Annotated in this window: 10 protein-coding genes and 1 pseudogene; 1 reads left to right on the forward strand and 10 read right to left on the reverse strand. The window is 62.5% G+C overall.

Annotation, left to right across the window (positions count from 1 at the left end; all coding sequences use genetic code 11):
• Nucleotides 1-112 precede the first annotated feature (112 nt).
• The 3 genes from AB4N42_RS01865 to AB4N42_RS01875 are packed head-to-tail and all read right to left on the reverse strand — an operon-like array spanning nucleotide 113 to nucleotide 5321.
• Nucleotides 113-3160: an efflux RND transporter permease subunit gene (locus AB4N42_RS01865; protein ID WP_431146589.1), complete on the reverse strand. Its 3048-nt coding sequence runs from the start codon at nucleotides 3158-3160 to the stop codon at nucleotides 113-115.
• Nucleotides 3157-4221 carry an efflux RND transporter periplasmic adaptor subunit gene (locus AB4N42_RS01870; RefSeq protein WP_030140539.1) on the reverse strand — a complete coding sequence of 355 codons (1065 nt, stop codon included), beginning with the start codon at nucleotides 4219-4221 and terminating at the stop codon, nucleotides 3157-3159. Before AB4N42_RS01870 ends, AB4N42_RS01865 begins: the two co-directional genes overlap by 4 nt.
• On the reverse strand, nucleotides 4218-5321 hold the full coding sequence (locus tag AB4N42_RS01875; protein ID WP_217860945.1) for an efflux RND transporter periplasmic adaptor subunit: 1104 nt from the start codon (nucleotides 5319-5321) through the stop codon (nucleotides 4218-4220). Before AB4N42_RS01875 ends, AB4N42_RS01870 begins: the two co-directional genes overlap by 4 nt.
• A gap of 125 nt (nucleotides 5322-5446) precedes the next feature.
• Here AB4N42_RS01875 and AB4N42_RS01880 point away from each other — a divergent pair, with 125 nt between their 5' ends.
• Nucleotides 5447-6607 (forward strand): AAA family ATPase, encoded by a 1161-nt coding sequence (locus AB4N42_RS01880; RefSeq protein ID WP_258648680.1) that lies wholly within the window; start codon nucleotides 5447-5449, stop codon nucleotides 6605-6607.
• Between the two features lie 110 nt (nucleotides 6608-6717).
• On the opposite strand, the gene AB4N42_RS01885 is transcribed toward AB4N42_RS01880, so the two are convergent.
• The 7 genes and pseudogenes from AB4N42_RS01885 to AB4N42_RS01915 all read right to left on the reverse strand — a co-directional run bounded on the left by AB4N42_RS01885 (nucleotide 6718) and on the right by AB4N42_RS01915 (nucleotide 13133).
• Nucleotides 6718-7500: a MetQ/NlpA family ABC transporter substrate-binding protein gene (locus tag AB4N42_RS01885; RefSeq protein ID WP_198797022.1), complete on the reverse strand. Its 783-nt coding sequence runs from the start codon at nucleotides 7498-7500 to the stop codon at nucleotides 6718-6720.
• 282 nt (nucleotides 7501-7782) lie between these two features.
• Nucleotides 7783-8718 (reverse strand): sigma 54-interacting transcriptional regulator, encoded by a 936-nt coding sequence (locus AB4N42_RS01890; protein WP_460115781.1) that lies wholly within the window; start codon nucleotides 8716-8718, stop codon nucleotides 7783-7785.
• A 47-nt stretch (nucleotides 8719-8765) separates the two neighbouring features.
• Nucleotides 8766-9347, reverse strand: coding sequence for an alpha/beta hydrolase (locus tag AB4N42_RS01895; protein ID WP_217860941.1), 582 nt, complete (start codon nucleotides 9345-9347; stop codon nucleotides 8766-8768).
• A 211-nt stretch (nucleotides 9348-9558) separates the two neighbouring features.
• The gene (locus tag AB4N42_RS01900) at nucleotides 9559-9804 is read right to left on the reverse strand and encodes a DUF2789 domain-containing protein (protein ID WP_181290286.1); all 246 of its coding nucleotides are present in this window, start codon (nucleotides 9802-9804) and stop codon (nucleotides 9559-9561) included.
• Nucleotides 9805-9851: 47 nt separating this feature from the next.
• Nucleotides 9852-10835 (reverse strand): sulfotransferase family protein, encoded by a 984-nt coding sequence (locus tag AB4N42_RS01905; protein ID WP_217860940.1) that lies wholly within the window; start codon nucleotides 10833-10835, stop codon nucleotides 9852-9854.
• The gene (locus AB4N42_RS01910) at nucleotides 10823-11608 is read right to left on the reverse strand and encodes an aspartyl/asparaginyl beta-hydroxylase domain-containing protein (RefSeq protein ID WP_460115782.1); all 786 of its coding nucleotides are present in this window, start codon (nucleotides 11606-11608) and stop codon (nucleotides 10823-10825) included. Before AB4N42_RS01910 ends, AB4N42_RS01905 begins: the two co-directional genes overlap by 13 nt.
• A gap of 12 nt (nucleotides 11609-11620) precedes the next feature.
• Nucleotides 11621-13133 (reverse strand): annotated as a pseudogene (locus tag AB4N42_RS01915) (TolC family protein).
• Nucleotides 13134-13163 lie beyond the last annotated feature (30 nt).

Raw genomic sequence — 13163 nt, forward strand, 5'->3', positions numbered from 1 at the left:
AAAAGGCTGCAAACCCGGTGTATCAGGTTGAATGAGGTTGTTTTCCTTGGGGCTGCGGTGCAGCCCAGCGGGGATAAATCCCCTCGCCACATGGGACATGTTCTCGGCCGTTTCAATCACGCTTGGGCTCGCGGATCTTGTACCAGGCCACGTACAGCGCCGGCAGGAACAACAGCGTCAGCAACGTGGCGACAATGATTCCGCCGATCATCGCGTAGGCCATCGGTCCCCAGAACACTTCGCGGGCAATCGGGATCATCCCCAGGCTCGCCGCAGCCGCCGTCAGCAGGATCGGCCGGCGTCGGTGTTCGGTGGCTTCGACCACCGCGTCCCAGGGTTCGTAGCCGTCACGCTCATACTCGTCGATCTGGGTCACCAGGATTACCGAGTTACGAATGATGATACCGATCAGCGCAAGGATGCCAAGAATCGCCACGAACCCCATCGGCGTGCCCGTCGGCACCAGCGCCAGCACCACGCCAATCAAACCCAACGGCGCGACGCTCGCCACCAGGAACAGCTTCTGCACGCTGTGCAATTGGATCATCAGGAACGTCGCCATCAAGAACAGCATCAGCGGCACGACGCTGGCAATGGGGCCCTGGGCCTTGCTGCTTTCTTCCACCGTACCGCCAGTCGCGATCTTGTAGCCCACCGGCAACTTGGCGGCGAACTTGTCGATATCCGGTTGCAGTTGCCTCACCAGATCCGTCGGCTGGATTTCATCGCGCACGGCGGCCTTGATGGTGATGGTCGGCTTGCGGTCGCGGCGCCACACCAGTGGCTGTTCCAGTTCATAACGCACCGTGGCGAATGCCAGCAGTGGAATCGACGTGCCGCCCGGGGTGACGATCTGCAGGTTCTGCAGGGTTTCCGGAGAACCGCGCTCGGCGTCTTCGGCGCGCCCTACCACGTCGATCAGGTAGATATCGTCGTTGACCTGGGTGACGGGAGAGCCGCTGACGATACTGTTCATCAGCCGAGCCACGTCGTCCGAAGAAAGCCCCAACTGCCGCGCCTTGTCCTGGGCGATGTCGATGCGCAGCACTTTGCCCGGCTCGTTCCAGTCGTAGATGATTTCGCCGATGTGCGGGTTCTTGTCCAACTCGGTGGCCAGCTCGATGGCGTGCTTGCGCACCTGGTCGATGTCCTTGCCGCTGACGCGATACTGGATTGGCCGGCCCACCGGCGGGCCCATTTCCAGCGCCTGCACGTAGCTGCCGATGCCGACGAAATCTTCCCGCAGGCGTTTTTGCAGGCGTTCGGTCAGCGCCGCCCGCGACTCCAGGCCCTTGCTGACGATCACCAGTTGCGCGTAGTACGGGTTCTGCAGCTGTTGGTCCAGCGGCAGATAGAAACGAATGGCGCCTTCGCCGATGTAAGTGCTCCAGCGCGCGATGTCCGGGTCATCCTTGAGGGTCGCTTCCAGGCGATCGACCGCTTTGCGCGTCTCGTCCATCGAGGCGTTTTGCGGCAGGTTGAGGTCCACCAGGATCTCCGGGCGGTCCGAAGACGGGAAGAACTGGTTCTGCACGAAGCGCATGCAAAACACCGCCAACGCGAACAGCAGCACCGTAATGCCGATGGCCCACCAACGGTTGCGCATCGCCCACAGCAGGCCGCCGTTGAACGCCCGGCCGATCCGCCCCGGCTCGGCGCTGTGGGGTTTGACGTCGGCGCTGAGGATGTGCACACCGATCACCGGCGCAAACAGCACCGCGACGATCCATGACACCAGCATCGCCACGGCAATCACCGCGAACAGGGTAAAGGTGTATTCGCCCGCCGAACTGGCGTTCAGGCCGATGGGCACGAAACCGGCCACGGTCACCAGGGTCCCGGTGAGCATGGGGAAAGCGGTCGAGGTGTAGGCGAACGTGGCGGCCTGGTCCTTGCTGTCGCCCTTTTCCAAACGGGTCACCATCATTTCCACGGTGATCATCGCGTCGTCCACCAGCAGCCCGAGGGCGATGATCAGCGCGCCGAGGGAGATCCGCTGCATGGTGATGCCGCTGTATTCCATAAACACGAATACCATCGCCAACACCAACGGAATCGAGCAGGCCACCACCAGCCCGGCCCGGATGCCGAGGCTGATGAAACTGACGACCAGCACGATGATCACCGCCTCGAACAGCGCGCTGGTGAAACCGCCGACAGCCTCCTCCACCACCTCGGCCTGGTCCGACACCGTATGCACGCCGACGCCCACCGGGAGGTCGGCGGTCAGTTCGTTCATGCGCGCATGCAGCGCCTTGCCGAATTCCTGGATGTTGCCGCCCTTCTTCATGGCGATGGCCAAGCCAATGGCCGGCGTGCCATTGAAGCGGAACATCGGTGTGGCGGGGTCGACATAACCACGGCGGATATCGGCGATGTCAGCCAGTCGATAGAAGCGATCGTTGAGTCGCAGATTGACGCTGGCCAGGTCCTTTTCCGACTGGAACTGCCCCGACGTGCGCACGGAAATTCGCTCCGGCCCGGCGTCGATCACCCCGGCCGGGGTCACGGCGTTCTGCGATTGCAGGCTCTGCACCACCTGGCGTTGATCGATGCCCAGGGCCGCGAGTTTGCGCGTGGAGAAGTTCAGGTACAGCACTTCGTCCTGCTCGCCGACCATCTCCACCTTGCCCAGGCCAGGCACGTCGCGGATCTCGGCGCGTACTTGCTCCACGTAATCGCGCAACTGACGCATCGACAGGCCGTCGCCGGTGAAGGCGTATACCGAGCCATATACGTCGCCGAACTCATCGTTGAATCCCGGACCTTGGAGGCCTTGCGGGAAATCACCGCGGATGTCGTTGATCTTCTTGCGGACCTGGTACCAGATCTCCGGGATTTCCTTGGCGCCCGTGGTATCGCGCAGGTACACGAACACCGTGGACTCACCGGGCCGGGTGTAGCTCTTCACATAATCGAGGGAATCGAGCTCCTCGAGTTTTTTCTCGATGCGGTCCGTGACCTGCTTGAGCGTTTCTTCCTGGGTCGCGCCAGGCCAGCGGGTCTGGATGACCATGGTCTTGATGGTGAACGACGGATCCTCCTCGCGGCCCAGGTTCATGTAGGAGAACACGCCCATCAGCAGCGCGACGAACATCAGGTACCAGACGAATGACTGATGCCGCAGGGCCCATTCCGATAAGTTGAAAGGCCCTTTCATCGTGCGTCCTCGTCGAGTTTCACTTTTTGCCCCGGCTGGAGACTGTTCACGCCAGCGCTGACCACGCGGTCGCCGGGCTTGATGCCGTTGGCCACCAACACCGAGTCGTCCGACCGTTCGAGCACCTGTACGTCCCGGGGCGAAACCGTCTGGTCCTGCGGGTTGACCAGCCAGATTCGCGTCTTGCCATCCACTTCCTGCAGCGCACTGAGCGGCAACTCGATGCGCGGCTCGATGGCCGAGCTCAGGGTCACGCTGATGGCCGTGCCCAGGCGAAATCCTGGCGGTGTATCGGTCAGGGTCAGGCGTGCGCGGCGCGTGCGGGTGGCGCTTTGCGCCTGGGGTTCGATCTCGCGCACGATGGCCGTGGTGCGGGTCGCCGGGTCGAGTTGCGCGGCGACTTCGAACACCACGTCCTCCGGCAGGCGTTCGGCCAACCCAGCAGGCAAGTCGATCACCGCTTCCTTGATGTCCGGACGGGCCAGTGTCACCACCTGCTGGCCGGCGGTCACCACTTGCCCGGCCTCGGCAGTCCAAGCCGTGACGACGGCGTCATGATCGGTGTGCAGTTCGCTGTAGTTGAGCTGGTCACGGGCCTGCTCAACCGAGGCCCGCGCCTGCTCCAGGGATGCTGCGGTGGTTTTCAGATCGGTCTGGGCGACGTCCAGTTGCGCCTGGGCACCGACGCCACGGTCGAACAATTGTTGCTGGCGACGGGCGTTGGCCTGGGCATTGATGTACTGCGCCTGGATCCGCGCGAGGTCGCCCTGGGCGGCGCGCAACTGGTTCTGCTGGTCGGTGGGGTCGAGGGTCGCGAGCAGGTCGCCCTTCTTCACCTCGGCACCGACATCGACGTTGCGGCTGGCAATACGGCCCGGCACCCGGAACCCCACGTTGGTTTCGTAGCGGGCCTGGATATTCCCGGCGAAGCGTCCGAGGGCCTGCTGGTCGAGGGCCCGAACCTCGATGGACAACACCGGTCTGATCGGCTCCGGCGGCGCTTCTTCTTTCGAACAGGCGGCCAGCAGCAGGCCGGCCGAAACCATCCACAGGCGCTTCATGGCTGGGCTCCTGTCGGGGCTTTGTCGTAGTTGTTTTCAGCGATCTCGACGCGCACGCCAGGATGGAGCAATTGCCCGCCGGCAATGATGATCTTCTCGCCGCCCTTGAGCCCGTCACTGATGATGACCTTGCCGGTCAAATAGCGGCCGACCGTGACCGTCTGCAACTGCGCCTTGCCCTCGCCGTCCACCAACCACACGGCCGGCTCGCTGAGGTTCTTCGTCAGTGCCGACCAAGGCAATTCCACGGCGGTCTTGCCGGCGGATTTGGCCGTGGCGCTGACCACCGACCCCAGGCGCATGCCTTCAGGCAAATCATTGAGCGTGACCTTGACCTGCACGGTACCGGTCTCGGCGGACACCGCCGGGGTAATCTCGCGCACCGTGCCGGTGGTCTTGATGGCCGGGTTGTCCAGCAGGCTGATGGTGATCTGCGGGTCCGAGGGCGGTTCGCGCAACAGTGATTCATAGATGTTGAACACCGCGTCACGCTCACCGTCACGGGCCAGGCTGAAAATCGGCTCCGTGGCCTGGACCACCTGGCCGACTTCGGCCTGGCGCGCCGTGATGATGCCGGGCGCCTCGGCAATGAGCGCGGTATAACTGAGCTGTTCGCGGGCGTTGGCCAGTTGGGCCTGGGCCGCCGTCAACGCGCTCTGGCTACTGCGCAATTGCGCCTGGGCCGTGTCGTATTCGCTCTGGCTGGTGTAGCCCTTGGGCAAGAGTTTCTGCTGGCGAACGAAGGCCGCCGCGCTCTGCTTGACCCGCGCCTGTTCGGCGGCCACCTGGGCTTCGGCGGAATCGACGTTGGTCTGCAAGTCGCGAGGATCGAGCCGGGCCAGCACTTGCCGGGCCGAGACCCGGTCGCCGACGTCGACTTTGCGCTCGACGATCTTGCCGCCCACACGAAACGACAGATCGGTTTGCACCCGGGCCTGGACATCGCCGGTCAGCGTGACCGAGGCCGCGTACTCGCTGGGTGTGGCTTGCTGTATGAACACCCGGGGCAAGGCTTTTTCCTCGGGTTTCTTGTCACCACACCCCGTCAACAACGCACACACGCCCAAGCCAACAATCAATTTGATTCCAGGACCAGTCATGCAGACTCCTTTGCGTTGTACCGACGTACCAGTGACGATACGACTGTGAGCTTAGAACAGGGTTCACCGAATGCACGGCAATCGGGCAGACTCGTCTCAGACATCCATGCACGAAGGGAATTCGCATGCTCAAGACCCTGGCAGTGGCCAACTACCGATCCATCAATAAACTGGTCATTCCACTGGGTCGGCTGAACCTGATCACCGGCCCCAACGGCAGCGGCAAATCCAATTTGTATCGCGCCCTTCGGCTGCTGGCGGAAACGGCACAAGGCGGTGTGGTCAATGCGCTTGCCAGGGAAGGAGGCCTGGACTCGACTTTCTGGGCCGGCCCGGAAGAAATCAGCCGGCGCATGCGCAACGGCGAAGTACCTGTCCAGGCGACTGTGCGTCAGGGCACCAAGCGCCTGCGCCTGGGATTCGCCGCTGAAGACTTCAGCTATTCGATCGCCCTGGGCCTGCCGGAGCCCAGTCGCTCGGCTTTCTCCCTGGACCCGGAGATCAAGCGTGAATGCATCTGGGCCGGCCCGATGTTTCGACCGGCCAGCCTGCTGGTGGACCGCAACGGGCCGATGGTCCGTGCCCGCGAGGGACGTTCCTGGGACGTCCTGTCCCAGCACACCCCGACCTTCGACAGCCTGTTCGACCAGGTCGGCAGCCTGCGTGCCTCGCCGGAGGTGCTGCAAATGCGCGAGTTCATTCGCCGCTGGCGTTTCTATGATCACTTTCGCAGCGACGCCGACGCCCCGGTGCGCCAACCGCAACTGGGCACCCGCACGCCGGTGTTGCACCACGATGGCCGCGACCTCGCCGCCGCGCTGCAGACGATCCTTGAGATAGGCGACTTCGAGGCGTTGCATGCCGCCATCGGCGATGCCTTCCCGGGCGCTCATCTGCAGATCGACAAGCTGCAAGGTGGACGTTTCGCCATCGCGTTCCAACAGCACGGCCTGCTGCGGCCACTGACCGCCGCCGAACTGTCGGACGGGACCTTGCGCTATCTGTTGCTGGTTGCCGCCCTGCTCACGCCGCGACCGCCGTCACTGATGGTGCTCAACGAGCCGGAAACCAGCCTGCACCCGGACCTGTTGCCGGCCCTGGCACGCTTGATCATCCGAGCCTCGGCCAGTTGCCAGGTCTGGGTCGTGTCCCATGCCTCGCGCCTGATTGCCGCGCTGGAACAGGACGAGGACTGCAATTGCATCGTGCTGGAAAAGGACTTTGGGCAGACCGGGATTGCCGGGCAGCGCGCGTTGGATGAGCCGGCGTGGCATTGGCCGGACTAGCTCCCTCGCCACAGGTGATCACTTCCAAAGTACTTTGTTTGAGCATAAAAAAACGCCGACGCTGTATCAGCCGTCGGCGTTTGAAACCGTGAAGGGTTTTATCGGGAGAATCAGAACGCCGGCAGTACCGCGCCACTGTATTTCTTCTCGATGAACGCTTTCACTTCCGGGCTGGTCAGGGCCTTGGCCAGTTTCTGGATGGCCGGGCTGTCCTTGTTGTCCGGACGGGCCACCAGGAAGTTCACGTAAGGCGAATCCGCACCCTCGATTACCAGTGCATCCTTGGCCGGATTCAGACCTGCTTCCAAGGCATAGTTGGTGTTGATCATGTCCAGGTCAACCTGGTCTAGCACGCGCGGCAACATGGCCGATTCAAGTTCCTTGAACTTGAAGTTCTTCGGGTTCTTGGCGATGTCTTTCGGCGTAGCCAGGGCGTTTTTCGGATCCTTGAGCTCAATCAGGCCAGCCTTCTGCAGCAGGATCAGGGCGCGGCCGCTGTTGCTGCCTTCGTTAGGGATGGCGATGGTTGCGCCGTCCTTCAGCTCAGCCAGGCTCTTGACCTTTTTCGAGTAGCCGCCAAACGGTTCGACGTGCACGCCGATGACTGTCACCAGGTTAGTACCTTTGCCTTCGTTGAAGCTCTTGAGGTAAGGCAGGGTCTGGAAGTAGTTGGCGTCCAGGCGCTTTTGGTCAACTTGTACGTTGGGCTGAACGTAGTCGGTGAACACCTTGATCTGCAAATCCACGCCTTCTTTGGCGAGGGCTGGCTTGATCAGCTCGAGGATTTCGGCGTGGGGTACCGGGGTGGCAGCAACGACCAGTTTCTCCGCGGCCTGGGCCAGGCCCGAGGTCAGGGCTGCCGCCAATGCGGTGAACAACAGAACCTTTTTCATGCAGTGTCCTTATCGAAAATCACTGTCGTCATCGACGACGGCCAAAGTGAGGTGCCAGCGAAGTGCTATCGCTGACGTGATGCGGAAGATACCGATATTTTTTATGCCTTAACAATATCTTTTATTCAAGTTCATATTCATTTTACTCATATAGGAAAAACGCCGCTCTTGTGGCGAGGGAGCTTGCTCCCGCTCGGTTGCGCAGCGACCGCAAAAAATCTTGGGTCCGCTGCGCGGCCCAGCGGGAGCAAGCTCCCTCACCACAGTTGAGCGGGTCCCGAGCTATAGTGTTTGGCCCCATTGATCGAGCAGCGCCTTGAGCGATTTACGCTCGGCTTCCGAACCCCGAGAGATGACCTGCGCCACCTGCCGCTCAATCGATTCCAGCGTCGATGGCTGGGAAGGCAGGTTCAGGTGCTGCGGCAAAATCTCATCACCGGCACTCACCAACAACGCAAAATGAATGACGTTTTCCAACTCACGGGTATTGCCCTGCCAATTGTGCTGTTCCAGCGCATGCTGCGCCGCTTCGCTGATCAACGGCACGGTGAACCCAAGGCGCTGGCCGTAGATGCCCAGAAAATATTCGGCCAGGGACAAAATGTCGCCCACCCTCTCGCGCAAGGCCGGTAACTCGAGTTGGCCCTCGCTCAGGTAGTGATAGAGCCGATCGTGGAATTTCCCGGCCGCCACCGCTTGCGCCAGGTCGATGCTGGTTGCCGCGACCAAGCGTACATCCACCGGGTTGGGCTGATGCGCGCCAACACGGGTGACTTCGTGGTTCTCCAGCGCCGCCAGTAACTTGACCTGGATCGGCAGCGGCAGGTCGCCGATTTCATCCAAATAAAGCGTGCCGCCGTTGGCCGAACCAAACCACCCCGCCCGGCTGCTGGCCGAACCGCTATGGCTGCCGGCGGCATAGCCGAACAATTCGGCATCGGCGTAGGTCGGGCTGATGGCACCGCAATTGACCGAGACGAACAACCCGCCACGATTACTCTCGCGATGAATATGCCGGGCCAGCAATTCCTTGCCGGTGCCGGTTTCACCGCGAATCAATACCGAAACCGAGCGTGACGCCAATTGCTCCAGTTCCTCGCGCAGTTGCCGCGAACGCGGGTCGACAAACACCAGCGCCTTGGCGCGTATGCTCAGGGGGCTTTTTTCCGCATCGGGAAAGGTCAGCAAGGGCTGACCAAAGGTTTCATGCAAACTCATGGCAGGCTCCCGCCCCAGGCCGCCGGGAGACGGAGGGCGTTAAAAGTTCAGGCGCGACGCAGGGCGTGATGCTCCATGCGGTTTTGCAGACGATAGAGATAAGCGAATCCCTGCTCCCAACGCTGGTGGCCGGACGTCACATTAATATGTCCCGCCCCGGCCAGGATCCCCGCCTCGGCGCCCCAGTTGCGGGCCAGCTCCAAGGCGCGAGGGGCACTGACCGCCGCATCGTTGTCGGAGCTGACCACTTGGCTGGGAAACGGCAGCAACGTGGTCGGGATCGGTGCGAAATTGCGCAACGCCGGAGCGCAGGCCGGCCGCTCCACATCTGCCGGCGCGACCAACAAAGCACCGCGAACCTGTCGCAGCAATTGCACCGGCGCGGTAGCGGCCCAATGGGCCACCGTGATGCAGCCCAGGCTGTGGGCGATGAGGATCACCGGTGTGCTATCAGCAGCGACAGCTTCCGCCAACGCGGCCACCCAATCCTCTCGCCGGGGCGTCAACCAATCGGCCTGCTCGACCCGGGTGCTGTTGGGCAGGCTGTTCTGCCAGTGGGTTTGCCAATGATTTTCCGGCGATCCTTGCCAGCCCGGCACAATCAGGTAGCGAATCGATTCGTTGCGCATGGGTTGCTCTCCTGCGTGTCTGTTCCCGGACGAGTATAAGGAGGAGAGTTATATTATTTAAGGAATAAGAAGCTATTTATTAATAGCGCAAAAGAATATCAAGAGCTGTGGGAGCGGGCTTGCTCGCGAATGCGGTCAGTCAGTTAACGGGTGCGTTGGCTGATACAACCCATTCGCGAGCAAGCCCGCTCCCACAGGTCACACATTCGCTTCAATCGCTACGGCCCTTGCGCAGCAGCACGTCGAGCTGATCCACCACCACTGCCCAGTCGGCATCTTCAAGAATTTCGTCGCGCAGCAATTGCCGTTGGCCCTCGCTCCAGAAGAAGGCGTCGGCCAGATGCAGATCCGGTTTGAGCGGCGAATGGCTGGCGATGAACTGGTCAATGCTGACGGCGTCGTCGGGCAGGCCGAGCTGTTTGAACAAGGCGGGAAGGGTATGGACCGGGGTTTCCATGGGGGCTCCTGAGCAGGGTCGGATGGCTGGGACGCTTCCCTCGAAGTCTAGTCCTTTGGCGTGGACACCGAGCCCTTTGTCTTGGCTTCGACCATTCTCAGCGACTCCAGCGATTGGTAAGGCGCTTGTGCCCAACGTTCTACCCGATCGCGCAACAGGGGCGACGCTTCTCGGCGCTTGTCCTCGCTGTCGCCCGCAAACGCCTGCGCCGGCTGCTTGGCATGCTGGCTGACCGCCGAGAAGACTTGCCCGCGTTGTTCGGTGTCCAATCGGAACAAACCGCCCAGCCTGCCGGCCATCGCCTCGGGTAATTCGTCGTAATTGACCGCCGTTCCGGCAAACGCCCGGCAGTGCTCCAGTCCCACCTGCAACAGCCGTCCCAATCGCCGCGCAACATAATCCTCCTGGCCATCAAACGGAGTTCCGTCGTCCAGCACGCTTGCCCCGATCAACCCCGGCACCATGTGCATGCCGGGACGGCGGATATGGGAAACCGCGATTTCCAGGGGGGCGCGGTACAGGAACAGCCAAGGCGTATCGGGAAAACACTCGCGCAGCAACGCCAGCTCACCGATGTTCCAGGCGTCGAGCTTGATGACCAACCGCTGTTCCACGCCTCGGCGGCGCTGCCCGTAGGCAGACATCAAGCCCTTGAGCGCCACGCACCGTTCGGCGGTCGGCAGGTCACTGCGCAGCAGTGCGTCCAGGGGCGGCGGCTCGGAGATAACGATGTGGTCGTCCAATCGGGCGAGCATCTGGCTGATCAATGTCGAGCCGCATCGGGAGGCATGGAAAATGAACGCACCGGGCTCGAGTCCCGGGCTCTGACGTTGCCACTGACCGAGAGCGTCCAGCGGCGTCTGGCGGCGGAACGCTTGGTTGAACGGCAAGCGCAGGGCTTGCTCGACGGCATCGCTGAAGAACGGCTGTGACAGTCGTTGGTCACCGAACCAGCACCAATCGACCCGCCACTGCCCCACCTCTTGCCATAGGCGGATCGGCAACCAGCCCTCCAGGTTCAGGTCTTCCACTGGTCGCTCCATTGTCGGCGACCGGTGCGCATGGCGGCGCACAGTTCTTCCCGGGTGAAATGAAACCCCTGCTCCGCCCCCAGCGCCAGGGCTGATTCGATGAACGCGTCCAGGTCCTGCAGGCCTTGCAACGTCCGGGCAAGATGCGGATCAGCCTCCACGCGCCGCTGAAAGCAGGCCAAGTCACTTTGCTTGATGCCGGCAATGGGCGTGGAGGTCAGCCCGTCGACAATCTGCTGTTCCAACCACGGTCCGGGACGGCAATCGAGCACCAAGTGAACCCGCGGCTGATCACTTCGATTAGCCACGCGATGCGGGCGCGCCAGGTCAAGGAACCAGCACTCACCCGCTTTCATCGGAATGATCTGCCCGTCCAGCCAGAATTCGACGTCAGGCGGGCTGAGCAGCGGAACGTGCAGGCGCAAGTCGGCACCCGGCCCGCCCAGGTCATAGTCGCGATGTTCGTGGATGCGTCCACCAGGCCCCAACCGTAGCAGTCGAGCCGAGACAATTTCCAAGGGCCAATTGCGCAACGCCTGTCGCCAGCGCTCATCCTTCAGCCAGGGCGCACGAGGCAACGGCCTGCCGCGTCCGGGAGACAGTTCGGTCAAGGCATCGGCCGCCGAAATCAGCGCCACGCCACTCCAATCACCGCTGTGATAGGCAGTATTGAAGTGGCCTTGCCAACGATCCTCTTCGACGGCGGCCAACGCCTGCAACAGCAGCGGCAGGTTTGCCGTGACGGGCAGCCGGGAAAACGACGCAAGCGTCATCCCGGCACTCCGTTATTGCGCCACCGGCGGCGTTGCCACCGCGATGTCCCCTTGGGCCCAGGCCGCTTCGCGGTTAGCCAGCGCAGTGGCAATCGACTGCACCTCGGTCGATTGCACTTCGTTTGGCAGCGGGTCGAGGCCGGCGCTGGCGAAGATCTGCCCATAGGCGTTGCGCAGGTCGGCGTAGGCCAGGTCACGGCGCAGGTCGGCCTGCAAGGTGTTCAACTCGCCCTGGATCAGGTCCAATTCCCCGATGCCTGCGGCCTGATGACGGCTGCGCAGTTGGCCGACAATCTGTCCGTCGATGTCCGACAGTTGCTGGCTGGTCTTGAACTGGCGCAGCGCTTCACGGTAGTTCGCGTTGGCGACGTACAGCTGCGCCAGCACGGCGATTGACATGGCCTGGCGCCGCGCCGCCGCGACTTCTTCGCCGGCCTTGGCCACGTCGATCGCCGCCGGAGCAGAGATGACATTGAAGAGGTTCCAGGTGACTTTCACGCCGTAGTCGGCCCAGCCCTGTTCGACCAGGAACGAGTTGCTGTCGTAATGCCCGCCGGCCGAGAACTCCAGCCCAGGCAGCAGGCGCAGCATGGCCTTGCGGGTTTCGGCGGCGGTGATGCGGGTCTGGTAATCCTGCTCGCGCAGTTCCGGCCGGCTGGCCAGGGCTTCCTGTTCGAGGCGAGCCAGGTCGACCTTGAGTTCCGGGATGGCGTATTCGTCCTGGGTGGCCAGGGTCAGCTCGGTGCCCAGCGGCAGGTTGATCAGGGTCGCCAGTTCGGTCTTGGCCAGGGACAAGGCCCGGCGCTGTTCTTCCAGCTGGCGGGTGGCCTGGATCAGCGAACGCTGGTACCCCAGGGCCTGCACGGGGTCACCGATGCGCTGCTCGCTCATGCTCTGGCTGTTGCCACGTGCCGTCTCGACCCGCGCCATCAGGCTGTCGATCTGCTTGAGCAGACGCTCGGCGGCCATGGCTCGCCAGTAGGCCGAACGCACGTCCTGGACGATCGTGTTGATCACCTTGCGCTCGGCGCTCCTGCACGATCAGCCGCTGGTCACCGGCCTGCTTGGCGCTGATGTAACTGACGCCGAAATCGAGGACATTCCAGACCATGGTCAGGTCCGCCACCTCACGGTCACGATCTTGAGAAGTGGACGGCTCCAGGGACTGCGTGCCGGTTTCCACGCTCTGGCTGCTGGAGGCGTTGACGTTATTGCGCCCCACATAACCTGCATCCAGGGCCATGCGCGGCAGCATGTCGAAACTGGCCAGGTCGAGTTGGCGCTTGGCCAGGGCTTCTTCCATGATTTTCAAGCGGCCTTCAAGGTTGTACTTCACCGCGCGGGCCATCGCCTGGTGCAAGGTCAGTGGTCCACTGAGAGGCTCCTGGTCCTTGTACATACTCTGCAGGTCGGTGCGGGCGCGCTGTTCGCTGACGCTGCGATCGATCGGCTCGCTGGTGACCGCACAACCGCTGACCACCAACGCCAGCAGACTCATACCGAATAACTTCTGACTTCTATTCATCCCTGGATTGCCCCTGGCTGCCGTATTTTC

The organism is Pseudomonas sp. H2_D02, assembly GCF_054677635.1.

Bases quoted from the DNA above. Each gene is read 5' to 3' on its own strand.
- AB4N42_RS01865 (WP_431146589.1), bottom strand. From the start codon at position 3,160: ATGAAAGGGCCTTTCAACTTATCGGAATGGGCCCTGCGGCATCAGTCA.
- AB4N42_RS01870 (WP_030140539.1), bottom strand. From the start codon at position 4,221: ATGAAGCGCCTGTGGATGGTTTCGGCCGGCCTGCTGCTGGCCGCCTGT.
- AB4N42_RS01875 (WP_217860945.1), bottom strand. From the start codon at position 5,321: ATGACTGGTCCTGGAATCAAATTGATTGTTGGCTTGGGCGTGTGTGCG.
- AB4N42_RS01880 (WP_258648680.1), top strand. From the start codon at position 5,447: ATGCTCAAGACCCTGGCAGTGGCCAACTACCGATCCATCAATAAACTG.
- AB4N42_RS01885 (WP_198797022.1), bottom strand. From the start codon at position 7,500: ATGAAAAAGGTTCTGTTGTTCACCGCATTGGCGGCAGCCCTGACCTCG.
- AB4N42_RS01890 (WP_460115781.1), bottom strand. From the start codon at position 8,718: ATGAGTTTGCATGAAACCTTTGGTCAGCCCTTGCTGACCTTTCCCGAT.
- AB4N42_RS01895 (WP_217860941.1), bottom strand. From the start codon at position 9,347: ATGCGCAACGAATCGATTCGCTACCTGATTGTGCCGGGCTGGCAAGGA.
- AB4N42_RS01900 (WP_181290286.1), bottom strand. From the start codon at position 9,804: ATGGAAACCCCGGTCCATACCCTTCCCGCCTTGTTCAAACAGCTCGGC.
- AB4N42_RS01910 (WP_460115782.1), bottom strand. From the start codon at position 11,608: ATGACGCTTGCGTCGTTTTCCCGGCTGCCCGTCACGGCAAACCTGCCG.